At 59.6% G+C, this 18,998-nt stretch carries 14 protein-coding genes and 1 riboswitch; of the genes, 6 read left to right on the forward strand and 8 right to left on the reverse strand.

All coding sequences use genetic code 11. The features are described from left to right. Nucleotides 1-51: 51 nt before the first annotated feature. A complete protein-coding gene (locus DWZ52_RS02585) occupies nucleotides 52-1,533 on the reverse strand; it encodes an aminotransferase class I/II-fold pyridoxal phosphate-dependent enzyme (RefSeq protein ID WP_118384866.1) in 1,482 nt (493 codons plus the stop codon). Between the two features lie 201 nt (nucleotides 1,534-1,734). After that, nucleotides 1,735-2,592, reverse strand: coding sequence for a LysR family transcriptional regulator (locus DWZ52_RS02590; RefSeq protein WP_233547245.1), 858 nt, complete (start codon nucleotides 2,590-2,592; stop codon nucleotides 1,735-1,737). A 118-nt stretch (nucleotides 2,593-2,710) separates the two neighbouring features. Between DWZ52_RS02590 and DWZ52_RS02595 the strand changes: the two genes are divergently transcribed. Both DWZ52_RS02595 and DWZ52_RS02600 read left to right on the forward strand, forming a co-directional pair. Beyond that, nucleotides 2,711-3,622, forward strand: a complete 912-nt coding sequence (locus tag DWZ52_RS02595; RefSeq protein ID WP_118384851.1) for a DMT family transporter — start codon at nucleotides 2,711-2,713, stop codon at nucleotides 3,620-3,622. 139 nt (nucleotides 3,623-3,761) lie between these two features. Further along, the gene (locus tag DWZ52_RS02600) at nucleotides 3,762-6,011 is read left to right on the forward strand and encodes a KUP/HAK/KT family potassium transporter (RefSeq protein ID WP_118384852.1); all 2,250 of its coding nucleotides are present in this window, start codon (nucleotides 3,762-3,764) and stop codon (nucleotides 6,009-6,011) included. Between the two features lie 79 nt (nucleotides 6,012-6,090). Here the strand turns inward: DWZ52_RS02600 and bsh are convergent, their stop codons facing one another. Next, nucleotides 6,091-7,056, reverse strand: a complete 966-nt coding sequence (gene bsh / locus DWZ52_RS02605; RefSeq protein ID WP_118384853.1) for a choloylglycine hydrolase — start codon at nucleotides 7,054-7,056, stop codon at nucleotides 6,091-6,093. 131 nt (nucleotides 7,057-7,187) lie between these two features. After that, on the reverse strand, nucleotides 7,188-7,607 hold the full coding sequence (locus DWZ52_RS02610; protein ID WP_117640611.1) for a peptide deformylase: 420 nt from the start codon (nucleotides 7,605-7,607) through the stop codon (nucleotides 7,188-7,190). Nucleotides 7,608-7,800: 193 nt separating this feature from the next. On the opposite strand from DWZ52_RS02610, the gene DWZ52_RS02615 reads away from it, so the two are divergent. The 4 genes from DWZ52_RS02615 to DWZ52_RS02630 all read left to right on the forward strand — a co-directional run bounded on the left by DWZ52_RS02615 (nucleotide 7,801) and on the right by DWZ52_RS02630 (nucleotide 14,075). Further along, nucleotides 7,801-9,114, forward strand: coding sequence for an NCS2 family permease (locus DWZ52_RS02615; protein ID WP_117640610.1), 1,314 nt, complete (start codon nucleotides 7,801-7,803; stop codon nucleotides 9,112-9,114). Between the two features lie 207 nt (nucleotides 9,115-9,321). Next, nucleotides 9,322-11,109 carry a hypothetical protein gene (locus tag DWZ52_RS02620; protein WP_117640609.1) on the forward strand — a complete coding sequence of 596 codons (1,788 nt, stop codon included), beginning with the start codon at nucleotides 9,322-9,324 and terminating at the stop codon, nucleotides 11,107-11,109. 308 nt (nucleotides 11,110-11,417) lie between these two features. Further along, nucleotides 11,418-13,202 carry a carbohydrate-binding domain-containing protein gene (locus DWZ52_RS02625; protein ID WP_158572399.1) on the forward strand — a complete coding sequence of 595 codons (1,785 nt, stop codon included), beginning with the start codon at nucleotides 11,418-11,420 and terminating at the stop codon, nucleotides 13,200-13,202. A gap of 207 nt (nucleotides 13,203-13,409) precedes the next feature. Further along, on the forward strand, nucleotides 13,410-14,075 hold the full coding sequence (locus DWZ52_RS02630) for an alpha/beta hydrolase (protein ID WP_117776047.1): 666 nt from the start codon (nucleotides 13,410-13,412) through the stop codon (nucleotides 14,073-14,075). Between the two features lie 60 nt (nucleotides 14,076-14,135). Here DWZ52_RS02630 and DWZ52_RS02635 read toward each other — a convergent pair whose 3' ends face one another. The 4 genes from DWZ52_RS02635 to DWZ52_RS02650 all read right to left on the reverse strand — a co-directional run bounded on the left by DWZ52_RS02635 (nucleotide 14,136) and on the right by DWZ52_RS02650 (nucleotide 18,697). Next, a complete protein-coding gene (locus DWZ52_RS02635; protein ID WP_118384855.1) occupies nucleotides 14,136-15,470 on the reverse strand; it encodes a uracil-xanthine permease family protein in 1,335 nt (444 codons plus the stop codon). Nucleotides 15,471-15,592: 122 nt separating this feature from the next. Beyond that, on the reverse strand, nucleotides 15,593-16,726 hold the full coding sequence (locus DWZ52_RS02640; RefSeq protein ID WP_233547246.1) for a 5-methyltetrahydropteroyltriglutamate--homocysteine S-methyltransferase: 1,134 nt from the start codon (nucleotides 16,724-16,726) through the stop codon (nucleotides 15,593-15,595). Between the two features lie 155 nt (nucleotides 16,727-16,881). After that, nucleotides 16,882-17,778, reverse strand: a complete 897-nt coding sequence (locus DWZ52_RS02645; protein WP_118226473.1) for a LysR family transcriptional regulator — start codon at nucleotides 17,776-17,778, stop codon at nucleotides 16,882-16,884. Nucleotides 17,779-17,788: 10 nt separating this feature from the next. Then, nucleotides 17,789-18,697, reverse strand: coding sequence for an HAD-IIB family hydrolase (locus DWZ52_RS02650; protein ID WP_118226475.1), 909 nt, complete (start codon nucleotides 18,695-18,697; stop codon nucleotides 17,789-17,791). A 163-nt stretch (nucleotides 18,698-18,860) separates the two neighbouring features. Continuing rightward, a riboswitch (TPP riboswitch) is annotated at nucleotides 18,861-18,971 on the forward strand. The last annotated feature ends 27 nt before the right edge of the window (nucleotides 18,972-18,998 follow it).

Consider the following 18,998-nt stretch of genomic DNA (forward strand, 5'->3'; position numbering starts at 1 on the left):
TGCAGCAAAACAACTGCAGGGAGCTTTTCATAGTGCGGAACTTCTATCCCACTAGCTCTGGCGGTAATGGTCAAAGAAGTCGGCGAGGTCTTCGAGGGACTCTTTGAGTACTTCCATGCGCGGCAGGTACACGATGCGGAAGTGGTCGGGCTCAGCCCAGTTGAAGCCGCCGCCGCGCGTGATCAGGATCTTCTTCTCGTGCAGCAGGTCGAGGGCGAACTGCTCGTCATCGGTGATGTTGAACTTCTTCACATCCATCTTGGGGAAGATGTAGAACGCCGCGCGCGGCTTAACCACCGAGATGCCGTCAATCTTGTTGAGCGCCTCATACACAAAGTTGCGCTGCTCGTAGACACGGCCGCCGGGACGGATGTAGTCGTTAACGGACTGATGGCCACCGAGTGCCGTCTGAACGATCGACTGAGCCGGCACGTTAGAGCACAGGCGCATGTTGGAGAGCATGTTGATGCCCATGATGAAGTCGCTCATGCAGCGCTGGTTGCCCGAAAGCACCATCCAGCCAATACGATAGCCCGCGATCATGTGCGACTTGGAAAGACCGCTAAAGGTGACGCAGGGCAGATCGGGAGCGAGCGAGGCAATCGAGACGTGCTCGTAGCCGTCCATGCATAGGCGGTCGTAGATCTCATCGGCAAAGATCATGAGCTGGTGCCTGCGCGCAACCTCAACGATGCCCTCGAGCACCTCGCGCGGATAGACGGAACCCGTGGGGTTGTTGGGGTTGATGATGACGAGAGCCTTGGTCGCGCTCGTGATCTTGGACTCCATATCCTCCAGGTCGGGATACCAATCCGCCTGCTCATCGCACAGATAGTGCACGGGATGACCGCCGGCAAGGGTTGCGCACGCCGTCCAGAGCGGATAGTCGGGGCTGGGGATCAGAATCTCGTCGCCATTGTCGAGCAGCGCGTTCATCGAAAGCTGAATGAGCTCGGACACGCCGTTGCCCGTGTAGATATGCTCCATCTGAACGTTGGGCAGGCCCTTGATCTGCGAATACTGCATGATCGCCTTGCGCGCGGAGAACAGGCCACGCGAGTTGGAATAGCCTTCGCAGTCGGGCAGCTGCTGGCGCATGTCCTTGATGACCTCATCGGGCGTGCGGAAACCGAAGGGCGCCGGGTTGCCGATATTGAGCTTGAGGATGCGCTCGCCCTCGTCCTCCATACGGGCAGCCTCGTCGACGACGGGACCGCGCACGTCATACAGGACGTTATCGAGCTTGGTGGATTTAGAAAAAGTACGCATGGTGGCGCTCCTTGCAATTTGAGCTGAGGGATGGGGTTCGGGCTTGGAATCGTTGCGGGGTGATGATGCCTCGCCTTGATCGGCGTCGCCGGCAAGCAGCCAGGTAACATCGACCTCCAAAATACGGGCGAGCAGCTCAGCCACATCGCGCCGCGGGATCGTCTTGCCGCTCACATATTGGCTCATCTGACTCTTGCCGAGTTTTTTGCCGAGCATCTCCGATGCGCGGATCACGTCCGACTGGCGAACGTCGCGATCGGACATAGCCTGTCGCAGGCGATCGCTAAACGTCTCTTGGGCCACTAGAACCTCCTTGCTGGCAAAGTTCAATTTATAGAACACGAATTGAACCATGGTTCAATTTAGCAAGCAGTATAACGCGGCACATTATCCGAAAGTTCAATTTCACAAGAAAATGTACCGAGCCTCGAGAATTGTCCCAAAGTAGGCAACGGGTACGCGCTTTTAGAGATATTCGAGGAAACGAGCCGCCGCAAGCGAAACGTCAGCGGTGCGGTATATGGCATTGATCTGCCGATGAGGATGTCCCTCGAGCGGGCGCACGACAACATCGAACTGGCAGCGGCGCAAGATGAGCGCCGGAAGAATGCTCACGCCCAGACCGTCCTCGACCATGGCCATAATCGCATAATCATCCCAGGTCGACAGCTTGGAGCACACCGTCAGCCCCGCCCGACGGAACAGCGGCGTAATCTCGTCATCGGTACCGCGTTCTAGCAGAATAAACTGCTCGTTGGCTAAATCGGCAAGAGAAACGACCTTCGCCGTGGCAAGCAAAGAGCCTGCCGGCACTACCGCCATCAACTCGTCGCGCACCAACGGCCGCGACGCCACGCCGGCGTCGCGTGGCTCGCGCGGAATAAAGCCCAGGTCGCAGCGGCCTTCCGCCACCCATTGCTCAATCTCTGAGTAATCACCCATCAGCAGCTCATAATCGACGTCCGGGTGATCGGCGCGAAAGCGCGCGATCACCGGCGGCAGCACGTGGGTCGCCACGCTCGAAAACGTACCGATGCAGATTTTGCCGCGCATAAGCCCACGCATCTCATCCACCCGTCGCTGCAAGCGAGTGAATTCCTCGCATAACGCCTCGACTGCCGGCATGACCTGCCGCCCGTCGGCAGAAAGCACCACGCCCTCGCGGCTGCGATCAAGCACCTTAAAACCCCAGTCTGCCTCAAGGTCGCCCACCATACGGCTCACGCCCGACTGCGAATAGCTCAACCGCTCGGCGGCGCGCGTAAAACTGCCGGCGCGCACGGTCTCGAGCAGCACCTGCATCTTTTGAATATTGGTCTCCACGGCACGTCCCCACCTTTGCATGAGTTTTTGTCATGTTATCCATGCATTATATTCGCTTTTCTTCTAAAGCCAGTTCACCCATAGTGAACATGCTCGGATATAGAGGGGATGTCAGCGCATGAACAACGGACTGTTTACGTACTTAGCAGCATTGCTATTGTTTGGCTCCAACGGCATCATCGCCGCTGCCATCGCGCTGCCCAGCTCCGATATCGTGCTCCTGCGCACGTTTCTGGGAGCCCTCTCGCTTGTAACCATCCTCGCCACTACCCAACACCATAAGTTGCAGGCGCCATCTCGCCCCCGTGAAGCCGCAGCCCTCCTCCTTTCGGGAGCCGCGCTGGGCGCCAGCTGGATTTTTCTGTTCCGCGCTTATCAGACAATCGGCGTCGGCGTATCCTCGCTGCTGTACTACTGCGGCCCCATCATTGTCATGGCGCTCTCCCCGCTCATCTTTGGCGAAAAGCTGACCGGCGGCAAAATCGCCGGGTTTATCGCCGTCGCCTGCGGCGCTTTTCTCATTGCAGCGCAAGGTCTAGGCGGCAATATGCCCATTGCGGGTATCGCCTGCGGCATCGCCTCGGCATTTTGCTATGCGCTGATGGTCATCGCTAGCAAGGGTGCGCCACACATCGAAGGTCTCGAGAACTCCGCGCTCCAGGTGAGCGCCGCCTTTGTGACCGCGTTGGTCCTCACGCTCATCACGCAGGGCGCTCCCTCGTTCCTGTCCGCCGGCGTCGCCGCCAGTATTGATTGGCGCGCCGTCGCTATGCTCGGCGTCGTCAACACCGGCATTGGTTGCCTGCTCTACTTTAGCGCCGTCGCCAAGCTGCCCGTCCAGACCGTCGCCGTCGTCGGCTACCTCGAGCCGCTTTCGGCGGTCGTGTTCTCGGCCGTCCTTTTGGGCGAAGCCATAACACCGGTCCGCCTGATGGGCGCCGCGCTTATCATCGGCGGCGCGATTTTTTGCGAACTCGCCGGCAAACGCGCAAACGCCAAGGCTGGCATCGCCCAGACAGTACGTGCTTAAAAGTCTCTGCTTTGAAATGCTACCTGCGTAGATAAATAATCCCCAGCTGAGGATTATTGTCTAAAATAACCCGATGTGCCAAACTGCTCTTGTATGTATAAAGACGGCATAAAGTTTTTTGTCCTAGACAGATAACCGGATGTCTAAGGGAGTCCTCGTGGCACACAATAAACTGGAGGCAAACCTCCAAGACCAGCGCGGGCAAGGCGGGCACGGAGCCATCCCCCTCTCCGCTGGCATGCTGCTCGTAACGCTCGGCGTCGTCTATGGCGACATCGGCACGAGCCCCATGTACACCATGAAATCAATCGTCGCCAACAACGGCGGCATCGGTACCGTCAGCGAGGACATGATCCTGGGCGCGCTTTCGCTCGTCATCTGGACCATGACGCTCGTGACCACGGTCAAGTACGTGGTAATCGCCATGAAGGCCGACAACCACAACGAAGGCGGCATCTTCGCCCTGTTCAGCCTCGTACGCAAGGTGGCACCATGGCTGATTCTGCCCGCCATGATCGGCGGTGCGGCACTGCTTGCCGACGGCATCCTCACCCCCGCCGTCACGGTCACCACAGCCATCGAGGGTCTGCGCACCATCGAATGGGGCCATGCGCTGCTGGGCGACGGCCAGACCAACGTCATCATCATCACCATCATCATTATCTGCGGGCTGTTTGCCATGCAGCGCGCCGGCACCTCGTCAATCGGCAAGCTCTTCGGCCCGCTTATGACGCTATGGTTCCTGTTTCTGGCGGGCGCCGGCCTGTTCAACATGCTCGGCAACCTGTCCATCCTGCGCGCACTCAACCCCATCCGCGGCGTCATGTTCCTGTTCTCGCCCATCAACCACTCGGGCATCATGGTGCTCGGCTTCGTCTTCCTGTCGACGACCGGCGCCGAGGCGCTCTATTCGGACATGGGTCACGTGGGCAAGGCCAACATTTGCGCATCCTGGCCGTTCGTAAAGGCGGCCCTCATCCTTAACTATCTGGGTCAGGGCGCTTGGCTGCTCGCCAACAACTCCAATCCCCAAATGCTCGCGATGGATATCGTCAACCCGTTCTATATGATGCTTCCCGAGCCCCTGCGCCCCTTTGCCATCGTGCTTTCGGCCGTAGCGGCCATCATCGCCTCGCAGGCGCTCATCACCGGCTCGTTCTCGCTGGTATCCGAGGCAACCCGTCTCAACCTTATGCCGCACCTGCGCATCCACTACCCCAGCGACACCAAGGGGCAGCTCTATATTCCGCTCGTCAACAACATCATGTGGGTCGGCTGCATCTTCATCGTGCTGCTGTTCCAAAACTCCGAGCGCATGGAGAGCGCCTACGGCCTCGCCATTACCGTGACCATGCTCATGACCACGACGCTTTTGACGAGCTACATCGCCGGCATCCTCAAGCACAGGCTGGGTGCCTGCGTCTTCGCCCTGCTCTTTGGTGCCATCGAGCTGTGCTTCTTCGCCTCGTGCCTCACCATGTTCTTTGACGGCGGCTATGTGATGATCTTCTTGGCCGCACTGCTGTTTGGCCTTATGTACGTGTGGCGCCGCGGCACCGCCATCGAGCGCACGCAGACGATCCTGCTGCCCGTCTCCAAGTACATCGATCAGCTCAACCGCCTGCGCAACGACGAGACCTACCCCGTGCTCGCCGACAACCTGGTGTTCCTCACCAACAGCCCCGATCCGCTCACGCTCGACCGCGACGTGCTCTATTCCATCCTGGACAAGCACCCCAAGCGCGCCAAGGCATATTGGTTCATTAACGTGCACGTTACCGACGAACCCTATACGCACGAGTATTCCGTCGAGACCTTTGGCACGGACTTCCTCTTCCGCGTGCGCCTGGACCTGGGCTTTAAGGTCAACCAGCGCGTCAACGCCTATCTGCGTCAGATCGTCGGCGACTTGATGGCATCGGGCGAGCTGCCGCCGCAACATCACACCTACTCCATCTACGAGACGCGCGGCAACGTGGGTGACTTCCGCTTTTGCATGCTGCGCAAGATGCTTGCCCCCGAAACGGACATCAACCGCAATGACCACCGCGTGATGGCCATCAAGTACGCCGTCCGCCGCGCCTGCGGAAGCCCGGCACGCTGGTACGGTCTTGAGAACTCGGCCATCATCATTGAGTACGTACCGCTGTTTGCCCGCATGCGGCCGGCCGTTAAGCTCGTGCGCACCCAGGTGCCGCTCGAGGTTCAGATCGAAGAGGCCGAGGAAATGGAAGTCGACATCTTCTCGGACGACTTGGTCAACGGCAACGAAGCCGGTAAGGACATGAACGTCGATCCCACCGAGTTGCTCGAGAGCGTCGCCGATACGCCCGAACAGCAACAGCTCGACGGCCTCGAGAACGAACAACTCAACGACGCCAACTTCTAGTGACGTCACAAATCAACGACAGCGGCCCTGCACCTCGCGAGAGGTGCAGGGCCGTCTTGTATTGCAGTAAAGCTAGCGGCTACGAACGGCGCGGCTCGGGAACCACGAGCCTATCGGGGCTCGCGCCCTCGGCATCCATCAGGCTCACGTAGCGAATCGACGGATCCCCATACATCGCGTAGTAATAATTGCCCGTGCGCGCGCTAAAGCATCCGGTGTAGATAGTCTTCTCGAACTTGCCATCGCCCATCCTGGACGCCCCCTCAATCATCACCACGCCCTCGAGCGAGCGGAACATGCGGACGACGTTTTCGACCTCGCTCTCCTTTTGCGGATAATTGGCATTGAGGTACGCCGCCTTTACAAAACGGCTCGGCGAATAGCAATCGCCCGGAATGCCGCGCATGCCGGCACCGGCTCCATAGGGCTTAAGCTCGGCGCCACGCCATGTCGCCGTCTGCGGAAAATCGCTTGTGGCCGTGATATAGGTGCGCAGGTTTTCCATGTGCCACGGGAAGGTGGGCTGATTGGCAAGGGTGTCGACCGGATCGTCGTATACATGCAGGCCGTCAGCCATCATCTCGACCACGATGCTACGCTGGCTGTCGCCGATAATCCAATGGAGCAGCGACACGCCCAGCCCCTCTCCTGCAGATTTGGCGACAATCACCGTATCGCGCAGCGCAGCCTCGACCTCGTCGACCGTCGAGAACGTCGCTGCCACCCACAGGGGAAACTCATAGGCCGCGATATTGGTCTTGCCGTCAACCGGACCCTCGGCATACTCGGCATAGCCGGGAAAGTTGAGTCCCGCCACGGCGAGGCCCGCATCGTTGCCACAGTCGAAGAACATAGGGTAGTTCTTGTAATCGATGCACATACCGATCACCGCGTGTGCCGCTGTTGCGTCGTCGATAAACGAATACGGAATGTGAAATCCGCGCGGCATCACACGAACCTGTTGGCCGTAGTCAAAGCTCCAGTCGAGGTTGCGGCCTAGATACATGTGGCCGGAATTATCGGTAAATCGAATGCTCGTACACATAGCGCCTCCTAGTTTTACGTTCCTGCTAAGGTTATTGTCACCAAACAAAAAGGCGCTAAACACAAAAGCCCGGACATGACAACAATGTCACGCCCGGGACAAAAACGACGAAGTGCGGTGCTGTGGTCGCCCTAGACAAGCTTGCCAAGACAGTGATCGATCATATGCTGGATCATCTGCGCCTCGAAGCCCACAAAGTCCTGCTTGCGCTCGCGCATCTTGCCATCGACGATCTGGTCAAAGGCAACCTTGCACTTGATATAGCGCGTGGACTTGGTGACCCCCTCGTGCGTCAGGCAGCTCTCCTCCATCTTGCTGGCGCCCAGGCCAAACACCAGACGGGGGTTGTAGAGCACGTGGGGCTCGCCGGCGTCGTCCAGGTAGACGCAGACCTTCTTGGTAACGCCAATCTGGTTAGCGGCAAGGCAGCCGGCATCGTCGAGCGACTTGATGGTATCGATCAGGTCCTGAGCAACCGACTCGTCCTCGACGGTCGCAACCTCGCAACGCTGGGACAGGATAGCCTCGTCGTGGCAAAGCTCTTTAATCATACGTTCCTCCATAGGGGTTGTTGTAACCGCTTAAGTATACGGTACCCACACATTTTCATGCGATAAATACCGTCCGTCTGTTACAAAGCGCCGAACATCAACATGCGAGGAACAGCAAGGTTGTAAAGACGATATAGTAAGTGAGTTCGTGTCAATCGGCCTAAACTCGGGGCCGAACAAGGAAAGGGTATGCATGGACGAACTTTTTCACGTCAGTGAGCGCAAGTCCACAATCGGGACCGAACTTCGCGCTGGACTGACAACATTCCTGGCGATGGCCTACATCATCGCCGTCAACCCCGCAGTGCTCTCGGGCGCTGGCATTGATGCGGGAGCGCTCGCCTGCGCCACCTGCCTGGGCGCCGGCATCATGACCATCTGCATGGGCATCTTCGCAAACCGCCCGCTCGCCTGCGCTTCAGGCCTGGGCATCAACGCCATGATCGCGGGCATCACCACCACCATGTGCGGCGGTGACTGGCACGTCGCCATGAGCGTTATCTTCCTCGAGGGTATCGTCATCTTGCTGCTCGTCCTTTGCGGCCTGCGCGAGGCCATCATGGACGCCATCCCCGTGGTCCTGCGCCACGCCATCTCGGTGGGTCTGGGCCTGTTTATCGCCATGATCGGCCTGTGCGACGCCGGCATCATCACCGCTGGCGCCGGTACGCTCGTCGGCCTGGGCGACATCGCCTCCCCCACCTTTATCGTCGGCATCATCTCCATCGTCGTGACGGTTGCCCTGGCTTCCCGCAACGTGCCGGGCTCGCTGCTCATCGGCATCATCGTCGCCGTTATCGCCGGAATCCCGCTGGGCGTCACCCATGCGCCCGAGGGCCTCATCGCACCGCTCGACTTCTCGACCTTCGGCGCCCCGTTTGCCAGCACTGCCGACGGCAACCTTGCCATCGTGAAGGTCCTGACCGACCCGATGCTGCTCGTCGTTGCCTTCTCGCTGCTCATGAGCGACTTCTTCGACACCATGGGCACCGCGATGGCCGTCGCCAAGCAGGGCGAGTTCTTGACCGAGGACGGCAATGTCGAGGACATCCGTCCCATCCTGGTCGTCGACTCCGTGGCCGCTGCTGCCGGTGGCTTTATGGGCGTCTCCTCCATCACCACCTTCGTCGAGTCCACCTCTGGCGCTGCCGACGGTGGCCGCACGGGCCTCACCTCCGTCACCACCGGCGTGCTGTTCATTCTCGCCGCGTTCTTCTCCCCCATCGTCACCATCGTTTCCAGCGCCGCCACCTGCGGTGCTCTGGTCTACGTCGGCTACCTCATGATGAGCGAGGCCTCCGAGATCGACTGGTCCGACGTGTCGCAGGGCTTCCCGGCGTTCATGATTGTCGCCGGCGTGCCCTTCACCTACTCCATCTCTGCCGGCATTGGTCTGGGCTTTATCGCCTACGTGGTCGTCGCGCTCTTTAAGGGCGAGGCATCCAAGATCAAGCCGCTCATGTGGATCGCAGCCCTTGCCTTCCTCGTCTACTTCTTTGTAGCGTAACGGCAAAGCTGCCAAAGCAGAACACCAAAGCGCGGAGTCGCATCGAGCGGCTCCGCGCTTTTCTTTTAAAGCCAGGCACCGCACGGACGCGCGATGTATTGCCTCCCAAGTTTTGGACATTTTGCCCTCCAAACGGCACTACCGCCGGCTACATCCTGCAGATATGCTGGGCGTAATCGCATAGGCCCTATGAGGATGGGAGTAACCATGGCCACCTTGTTCACGACCCCCAAGCGCAATGATAAAACCTCAGGAGCCCATTTTGTCGAGCCCGACGTGCACCGTCGCACGCTGCTCGCGCACGGCAGCTGGCGCCGCGTGACGCGCCGCATCGTCTGCGGCCTGGCCTGCGCGCTCACGGTAAGTTCGCTGCTCATGCCGAGCGTCTCGCTCGCGGCGGAGTGGGTGGACGTTGGCGGCGTCCGCCATGAAGCGGCCGCGGGGCCCACGGGAGACGCCGCCGGCACCTGGAGCTGGGACGGCGCCGACGATATGAAGCTCAACGGCTATGACGGCGGTGCGATCAAGGCTGCGGGCAAGCTCAACATTGCCTACGAGGGCAAGAACACCGTGAAAACCGAGCCCGATTACACCGGGGCCGCCATCAAGGCGCAGGATTGCACTAGCCAGAAAGCAGAGTTGAACATAACGAGCTCGAATAGCACGGATGAGCTCAATGTGACAGCCGAGGCCGATGCAATTAAATCAACAGGTGACCTTTCCATTTCTGGCCCAGGCACTGTGAACACCACAAGCACTAATTCCGACGGAATTGAGGCAAAGGGCGATCTCTCTATCACAGGCTCGGGCACCGTGAATGCAACGGGCGGTACCGAAGGCATCCAATCCAAGGGCAAGACCACCATCGATTCCTCTGGTACAGTGATCGCTAAAGGAGGCGAAGGTTACGGCGTCGCCGCGGGCAGTGACCTGATCATCAAAGGCGGTGGCAAGGTAGAAGCAAGCTCGATAGAAGAAGCGGCGATTTGGGCTGACGACAACATCGACATCTCGGGCGGCAGCCAGGTCAAGGCGAACTCCGAGGGAGATCTTGCCGTCAACGCTGAGGGCAGTCTCGCGGTCACGAACGCCTCCCTTGACGCAAGTGGTGTTAAATATGGCGTCTATGCTTGCAAGGGCGCTATACTCGATCACGCGACCGTAACGGTCCGCACAAGCGCGAGCGGCGGCCAGGCCATCGCCCTCATCACTGACGGGGACGACATCGTCATCAAGAATGGTTCCATCGTGGACGCGTTCGCGGAAGGCGAATTCTCGGTTGCAATCTCTACCAGAAACCACCAGCTCAACGACGCGGGCGGACACATCTACATCAGCGACTCCGTTGTTAAGGCTATAGCCCGCTATGTCGAGTCCGGTAGCGACGGCCCTGACCACTACAGCAACGACCAAAGCGGCGAGGTCATCCCTGAGCCTAGGGGTCTGAACATCGGTATCTTCGCCCAGACCAGCGAGGGCATCACGCCCGCGACTATTTCGATCGTCCGCAGCAAGGTCACTGCCGAAGGAGACACGGCGGCGATCTTCGCCCTTGCCATGAGCGCGGACGGCAAGGCAATCGGCACCATCGAAATCGAAGGCTCCACCATCCTGACGCCTGAAGGCGGCAAGGTCATTGACTATCGCAACAAAGAAGAGCTCAGCAACGGCGACATCTACGAAGCGGGTCAAACCATCGGCACGGGCGACGCTGTGATCGACTCCCCCTATAACGAAGCTGTCGCCAAGAGCACGGTCATCGTGCCTCCCGAGGAGATCAAACCCGAGGAGAAGCCAGGCGAGACCAAGCCCGAGGGTTCCAAGTCCGAGGGCACGAAGACAACCAAGACCGTTGCAGTTGCAGCCACGGGAGCCAAGACCACCGGCAAGCTCGCGGCAACCGGCGACGCCTCGAGCGTAGCCATCGTGGCAGCCGCCCTTGCGGGAACAGCCGCCATCGCCGCCGGCGCCGCGGTGAGTCGCAAGCGTGCATAGACGCCTCGATCTTTAACGCACGGGGCGGCACCCCCGAATACGCCTAGTCCGCACGCCGTTTAGCAACGCCACCGCCAAGCTCCCCTCCGGCGGTGGCGTTTCCTGTTTGCACTCGTATGGCGCACACGCGAGCGGAGTCGCAACAAGCGGCTCCGCGCTTTGTGATTAATGCCCGACAACGCGTAGGTGCGCAGCTTATTCCTCTTCCGGATTTTGGACATTTTGCCCTCCAAACGGCACTACCGCCGGCAACATCCAGCAGATACGCTGAATCTAGCCGTATAGGCCCTATGAGAACGGGAGCAACCATGGCAGCCTTGTTCACGACCCCCAAACGCAATGACACTACCGCCGGAACCCATGTTGCCGAACCCGACGTTCGCCGTCGCATAGGACTCGCGCACGGCAGCTGGCGCCGCGTGACGCGCCGCATCGTCGTAGGCGCCGTGTGCGCGCTCACGGTGAGCTCGCTGCTCATGCCGAGCGTCTCGCTCGCGGCGGAATGGGTCAAGGTCGGCGGCAACAAGTACAACACCGCGGCGAGCGACGAGGCCGGTACCTGGTCGTGGGACGGCGCCGACGACTTGAAGCTCAACAACTATAACGGCGGCGAGATCCAGGCCGCAGGCAAGCTCAACGTGAATTACTCGGGAACCAACATCGTCACTGCCGAATGGATCGAAAGCATCAACGTTTCTCATGGCACTAACGAGAATGCCGAGCTCAATATCCAAGGCGACGAGGGCGGCACGTTCAGCGTGACATCTACTGAGGACGCTATCCTCTCCACGGGTAATATCAACATCGACGGAGCCGGATCCGTCAACGCCACGAGCACTGGGTTTGATGCCATCAATGCCGGAGGTGATCTCGCTATCAAAGGTTCGGGCAACGTCAACGCCACGGGTGCATCGGATGGCATCAGGGCAAACGGCAATATCACGATTGACGACAGCGGAGTCGTCGCCGCCAGGGCTACCAAGGACAAGGGTATTGGAGCCGACAAGAACCTCACCATCAAGGGTGGCGGGACGGTCGAGGCAAGCTCAGCCGATGGTGAGGCCCTTTGGAGCGGCGGCAATATCAACATCTCGGACGGCAGCCAGGTCAAGGCAAGCTCCGAGAAAGACGCTGCCGTCGAGGCCAAGGGCAGCCTCGCAGCCACAAACGCCTCCCTCAACGTAAACGGTGTTGAATATGGCGTCTATGCCCACAAGGGCATCACCCTCGATCATGCAAACGTGACGGTCCGTGCAAGTAAAGGCAGATACGGTGGCGCCAACGCCCTCTTCACCTACCAGGACGACATCGTCGTCAAGAACGGCTCCACCGTGGACGCGTTTGCGGAAGGCGAGGTTTCGGCTGCATTCTCCACCAGAAGCGATCGACCCAACGAGGAGGGTGGCCACATCTACATCAGCGACTCCGTTGTCAAGGCCATAGCCCGCTATGTCGAGAACGGCGACGGCCCCATCCCCTACAGCGAAAACCAAGATGGCGAGACGAGCCCCGAGCCCCAAGGCGAGAACATCGGCATCATCGCCCAGACCAGCGAGGGCGTCACACCCGCAGTCATCTCGATCATCCGCAGCAAGGTAACGGCCGAAGGAGATACAGCGGCAATCTTTGCCCGTGCCATGAGCGCTGACGGCAAGACAATCGGCACCATCAAGATTGAGAACGCCGCCATCCAGACGCCCGAAGGCGGCAAGGTCATTGACTATCGCAAGCTCCGTGACGGCATCTACGAGGCAGGCCAAGCCATCGGCACGGGCGACGCTGTGATCGACTCCCCCTATAACGAAGCTGTCGCCAAGAGCATGGTCATCGCACCTCCCGAGGTAGCCAAGCCGGAAGACCCCAAGCCCGACGAGACCAAGCCCGCAGAAAGCAAGCCCGCGGAGTCCAAGCAGAACCCCAAGCCTGAGTGCTCAAAGCCGACCAAGGCCGTTGCGGCTTCAATCACGAAAGCCAAGACTACCGGCGTGCTCGCGGCAACCGGCGACACCTCGGGTGCGGCCATCGTGGCAACCGTCCTTGCGGGAACAGCCGCTATCGCCGCAGGCACCATGGCGAGCCGCAAGCGCTCTTAGACGCCTCTGCGCACATGGCAGCTCCCGCGAAGGCCCCGAGTCCCAGCACCGTTTAACAACGCCACCGCCGAGCTCCCCTCCGGCGGTGGCGTTTTCCATATGCGTCCGCAGGGTATGCACGAGATTGTCTTTGGTCTAGCCCAACCTGCATGAGCCGGCGTGCGACAATGGGGGCCGTCGATATCACAACGCCGAGAGAAGCCCGTCATGGAAGCGCATCAAAAGCAGATAACCGTTCATGCACAGCATGCCGAAAGCGCACCAGTCATCTATCTTCCCGTGGTCATGGGCGACGGCACGGAGGTTTATGAACGCTGCCGAGAGCTCAACTGCCCGCCCTTCACGCTTGTCGGCATTGGCAGCCTCAACTGGAATCGCGAGCTGAGCCCCTGGGTATGCGACGGTACCGTGCGCGATGCCGAGCCCTTTGGTGGACAGGCCGCTGGTTTTCTTGACGAGTTGTTGAAGCAGATAATCCCAGAGGCCGAATCATCGCTCCCGCAACCGCCCACCTGGCGCGGCGTTGCCGGCTACTCGTTGGCGGGTCTTTTTGCACTGTGGGCACTTTGGCAAACAGATGTCTTTGAGCGCGCGGCGAGTGCATCGGGGTCGCTGTGGTTCCCCGGCTTTATCGACTACGCGCGCGAGCGCACGATGACAGCTACGCCCGACGCCGTCTATCTGTCACTCGGCAAAAAGGAAACCAAGACGCCCAACCGCATGATGCGGCACGTACTCGACGATACGCGCGCGATGGAAGAGCTGTTTATCGAGCGTGACATTCCAACAACGCTGGAGCTCAACCCCGGCAATCACTTTACCCAAACTGACCTGCGCATGGCACGCGGCATCCACTGGATACTGACGCATTAAAAATGGCATCCACGCGTACATACGCATGGACGCCATTTTTAATTTGGCTGAACGCAGCTGCTATTCAGCAGTCTCCTCAAGCTCGGAAGTATCGAACTCAAAGTCGTTACCGGGCAGGATGGCGTTGAGCACAATGCCCACCAGCGAGCCCACGGCAAGGCCCGAAAGCGAAATCGTCACGCCGCCCAGCTCCAGCACGATGGCACCGGCGGTACTGTAGGCAATGCCGAGCGAAAGCACGAGCACCAGAGCCGCCACCAGCACGTTGCGGTTGTTCTGGAAATCAACCTGGTTCTCGATGAGGTTACGTACACCAACGGCGCTGATCATGCCGTAGAGCACGAGCGACACACCGCCGATAACGCATGCCGGCATGGCGGCAATCACCGCAGCAAACTTGGGGCAGAACGAAAGCACGATGGCGCAGCAGGCGGCAATGCGAATCACACGCGGGTCGAACACACGCGTCAAGGCAAGCACGCCGGTGTTCTCGCCATAGGTGGTGTTAGCCGGAGCGCCAAAGAGCGATGCGAGAATGGTCGCCAGGCCGTCGCCAAGCAGCGTGCGATGCAGGCCAGGATCGGCGATGTAGTTACGCTCGCAGGTGGAGCCGATAGCCGAGATATCACCGATATGCTCGATCATGGTCGCAAAGGCCAGTGGCATGATGGTGATAATGGCCGTCGTGGCAAGACTGCTATCGAACTGCGGTCCAAAGAGCGCAAACACGGTGTTGTCCCACACGACGGGCAAGCCAACCCAGGGGGCGGCTGCGACGCCAGAGAAGTCGACCTCGCCCAGCGCGGCCGCAACGGCATAGCTCACCACAACGCCCAGCAGAATCGGCACGATCTTGACCATGCCGCGGCCCCAAATGTTGCAGATGATGATCACGGCAACGGCAATAGCAGCAACAAACCAGCTGGTCTGGCAGTTAGCAATGGCAGAGCTTGCCAGGATCAAGCCGATGGAAATGACGATGGGGCCAGTCACCACCGGCGGGAAGAAACGCATGACACGCTTGGCGCCAAAGGCGCGGAACAGGGCCGCAAGCACCGGATAGAGCAGGCCGGCACAAGCTACGCCCAGGCAAGCGTAGGGCAAAAGCTCAGCCTCGCCGTTGGGCGCAATGGCGGCATAACCCGCGATAAAGGCAAACGAGGAGCCCAGGAACGCGGGCACCTTACCGCGCGATAGAAAATGAAACAGCAGCGTGCCGATGCCGGCGAACAGAAGCGTCGCCGAAACGGAAAGGCCGGTGAGCACGGGCACGAGCACCGTGGCTCCGAACATCGCAAACATGTGTTGCAAACCCAACACAAACATGCGCGGGCGGCCGAGCGACGATGCATCGTAGATGGCATCGGTGACGGCGGGCGTCGAAGACTGGGACATGGAAGTCCTTTCGAATGGAAGGGCGATCAGGCATATCGGATAACCTGCCCGAACGATACGATCCGAACCATTGTACGCGATATGCAGTACCTCGCACGCGCCGCCACCTGCAAACGCTAGCGCTATTTCCAAACGCGCTCGGCAATACGCCTGACCAGCGCAATCTTTGCCCACTGCTCGTCCTCGGTCAGCTTATTGCCAATCTCGCAGCTGGCAAAGCCACACTGCGGAGACAGATACAGGTTCTCGAGCGGCACGTACTTTGCCGCCTCGCGGATGCGCTCGACGATAGCATCCTCGTTCTCGAGCTCTGCCGCCTTGGTGGTCACCAAGCCCAGCACGACCTTCTTGCCGGGAGCAACGTACTTGAGCGGCTCAAAACCACCGGCGCGGGGCGTGTCGAACTCCAGATAGAACGCGTCAACGTCCTCATGCGCAAACAGGTACGGCGCGATGGGGTCGTAGCCGCCCTCAAAAGCGTAGGTGGAGTGGTAGTTGCCGCGGCATACATGCGTGTTGATAACCAGATCGTCGGGCTTGCCCTCGATGGCGGCATTGTTGAGCGCCACGCCCAGCTCGCTTACCTTTTGCAGGTCGACCGGGCTCATGCCGGTTTTGGCAACAAAATCGGTATCGCAGTAGATGCCCCAGGTGCAGTCATCAAACTGGATGTTGCGGCAGCCCGCGGCATACAGGTCAGCAATCACGGTGCGGTATGCTGCGGCAATGGCATCGACGAGCTCTTCGTCGGTCTTGTAGACGGCGTGCAGACTCTCCTGCTGGCCATCGCAGCGGTCGAGCGTAACCTCCGAGAACGTCTGGATCGGCGCCGGAATGGTCTGACGCGCGACCTGGCCCTCCCCCTCAAGCGCCTTGACGAACTTAAAATGCTCGACGAACGGATGATTCTTGCCGCCAATGGGGCCGGTCACCACGGCGGTGTCAGCCGTGGTCTCCTCGTCGTGGAACATATAGCCCGTACGCGAGGTGCGGCGTTCAATGCCGTTGAGCCCCCACATAAAGTCGAGGTGCCAGTAACTGCGACGAAACTCGCCATCGGTAATCACCTGCAGGCCAGCGGCCTTTTGCTTGTCCACCAGGTCGCGAATAGCCTCATCCTCGACGGCCTTAAGCCCCTCGGCATCAAGCGTGCCTGCCGCATAGGCAGCGCGGGCATCCTTTACGGCCTGCGGACGAAGAAAACTGCCGACGATATCGGCACGAAACGGCGCGTTCGGTTGAATCGAAGTGCTCATAGATATCTCCCTTTGCATTGGTTGCTTTACTGGGACAGAGTATGAGCGCTCATATAGCCATCGTAAAATATACGTTTATAACAGTTTGATATAGATGCTTCCTATATCAGTTGGGACTGCCATGAAGAGATTTGACCTGTACAGGACGCAGCAGTCTAGATATGCTGACGGATCGCGTCGATATAGGCTTGACCGTAGCGCGTAAGCGTCGTGTTCTTGCGCGTGATGATGCCGATCTCCATGTACTCATCCACATCGAGCGGAATCGAGATAATGCCGGGGCCGTTGAGTTCGTGGCTAATCACGCCCGAGCACACCGTGTAGCCGTTGAGGCCCATGGCCAAATTGAACAACGTCGCACGGTCGCGCACGCGGATATTCTTGCGACGCTCAAACGTCGAGGTCAGCTCCTCGGAATAGTAAAACGAGTTGTAGCTGCCCTGCTCGTAGGACAGGAACGGGTAGTCTTCCAGATCCTCGAGCGTCACGCTGGAGCGGTCCGCCAGCGGATGGTCGGCACAGACGAAGATATGCGGCGTGGCACAGAAGAGCCCTTCGAACACGAGCTCGTTGGCCGCCAGCATGCGCTCGATAACCTCGCGGTTGTGCTCGGACAGATACAGGATGCCCAGCTCGCTTTTCATGTGCGCGACATCCTCGATAATCTCGTGGGTCTGCTCCTCGCGTAGGGTAAAGTCATAGCGCGCGGCATCGAACTCACGGATCACATCGACAAACGCGTTGACGGCAAAGGAATAATGCTGGCAGCTCACACTAAAGTGCGGCACCTGCTCGGACGCGCCCTTGTACTTGCCTTCGAGCAGATCCGCCTGATCGAGCACCTGGCGCGCGTAGCCCAAGAAGGTCTCGCCCTCCTCGGACACAATGACACCCTTGTTGGTGCGCTCAAAGATGTGCACACCCATCTCGTTTTCGAGATCGCGGATCGACGCGGTAATCGAAGGCTGCGACACAAAGAGCCGGCGCGAGGCCTCGGTGATGCTGCCGCATTCGGCAACTTTGACGACATACCTGAGCTGTTGAAGCTTCATGATGGCCTCCCTAGACGTCCGCGAAACCCGAACCCGCCGCATCTGCCTGACGCATAAACGACGGCATCTCCCCCGTCGCGGCGCAGGCGGCAATCTGATGCAGAGCCCCGGCAACCGCATCGTCTGCCGCAGCGCCGATATGCCAGCGCGCGGCAGCCGTGACGGCCTCGTTGGCATTGGCGACTGCAACGGAGTTGGGGACGGCACCGATCATGGGCAGGTCGTTATCGGAATCGCCAAATACGGCCACCTCGTCGGACGTCAGGTCCAAAGCGCGCGCCAGCTCCAGCGCAGCGCAACCCTTGTCCCAACCTGCTGGAAGAATGTCGAACAGGCGCACACGATTGTTGGGAAACACAAGCGAGAGTTCCGGCACCTCAGCGGCAACGCGCTCGCGGAGCTCCGCGAGCTCCTCACGCGAACGAGCACTCCAGATATTCGCCTTGAACACCGACGCGTCATCGACGACAGGACGGCACGGGGCCTCTTCGCCCTTGAGCCATGCGTTGCCGCCCGACTCCATGGCGCGGCGCACACGCTCGGGGTCGCTCGTCACACAATAGGCATCGTTATTCCAAAAGTCATCGCCTAAGCTGTAGACCTTCAGATAGGTATCGTCGGTTTCTTCTTCCAGATAGGCGGCCAAACGCATGAGTGCGTCGCTATCGGTCGCATGCGAGGCTACCACCTCGCCGTCCACAAACATGACCTGGCCGTTGCAGAACGCGCCGGTCGAGAAGCACTCGGCGCGATTGCGGAACATCCAGCCCATCGCGGAGGGCTGGCGACCCGAAACCGGGCCAAAGTGCAGACCCGCCGCCTGCATGGCATGAATGCCCTCGATGGCGTAGTCGCTGGCGCCGTCATGCCCGGCTGGAATCAGCGTATCGTCCATATCGGTCAGCACAAGTTTAATCATAAGGCCCCCTCGGTCATTCTTAATCCCGTCTATTGTACCGACCTGCCAAAAAGAGACAGGTTTATATTGGCAGGTTTTATCTGGGAAAACGCAAAGCCCCAGTTGTTACCTGCCAAAATAAACCTGTCCCTTATTGGCAGGTGCGCTAGTATAGGGAACAACAGATTCGATGCGGGAGTGCCGGCGGTGCAAACCACAAGGCTGAGAGGGCATAGGGCCCAATCCTTTGAACCTGTCAGTTAATGCTGGCGTAGGGAGCATGCCGCCTTTACAGGGGCGCTGTCTATGCACAGCGCCCCTT

The organism is Collinsella sp. AF33-16, assembly GCF_003475325.1.
Taxonomy (GTDB): Bacteria; Actinomycetota; Coriobacteriia; order Coriobacteriales; family Coriobacteriaceae; genus Collinsella.

Bases quoted from the DNA above. Each gene is read 5' to 3' on its own strand.
- DWZ52_RS02625 (WP_158572399.1), top strand. From the start codon at position 11,418: ATGGCAGCCTTGTTCACGACCCCCAAACGCAATGACACTACCGCCGGA.
- DWZ52_RS02635 (WP_118384855.1), bottom strand. From the start codon at position 15,470: ATGTCCCAGTCTTCGACGCCCGCCGTCACCGATGCCATCTACGATGCA.
- DWZ52_RS02620 (WP_117640609.1), top strand. From the start codon at position 9,322: ATGGCCACCTTGTTCACGACCCCCAAGCGCAATGATAAAACCTCAGGA.
- DWZ52_RS02600 (WP_118384852.1), top strand. From the start codon at position 3,762: ATGTCTAAGGGAGTCCTCGTGGCACACAATAAACTGGAGGCAAACCTC.
- DWZ52_RS02585 (WP_118384866.1), bottom strand. From the start codon at position 1,533: ATGTCCGATCGCGACGTTCGCCAGTCGGACGTGATCCGCGCATCGGAG.
- DWZ52_RS02610 (WP_117640611.1), bottom strand. From the start codon at position 7,607: ATGATTAAAGAGCTTTGCCACGACGAGGCTATCCTGTCCCAGCGTTGC.
- DWZ52_RS02645 (WP_118226473.1), bottom strand. From the start codon at position 17,778: ATGAAGCTTCAACAGCTCAGGTATGTCGTCAAAGTTGCCGAATGCGGC.
- DWZ52_RS02615 (WP_117640610.1), top strand. From the start codon at position 7,801: ATGGACGAACTTTTTCACGTCAGTGAGCGCAAGTCCACAATCGGGACC.
- DWZ52_RS02595 (WP_118384851.1), top strand. From the start codon at position 2,711: ATGAACAACGGACTGTTTACGTACTTAGCAGCATTGCTATTGTTTGGC.
- DWZ52_RS02630 (WP_117776047.1), top strand. From the start codon at position 13,410: ATGGAAGCGCATCAAAAGCAGATAACCGTTCATGCACAGCATGCCGAA.
- DWZ52_RS02650 (WP_118226475.1), bottom strand. From the start codon at position 18,697: ATGATTAAACTTGTGCTGACCGATATGGACGATACGCTGATTCCAGCC.
- DWZ52_RS02640 (WP_233547246.1), bottom strand. From the start codon at position 16,726: ATGAGCACTTCGATTCAACCGAACGCGCCGTTTCGTGCCGATATCGTC.
- bsh (WP_118384853.1), bottom strand. From the start codon at position 7,056: ATGTGTACGAGCATTCGATTTACCGATAATTCCGGCCACATGTATCTA.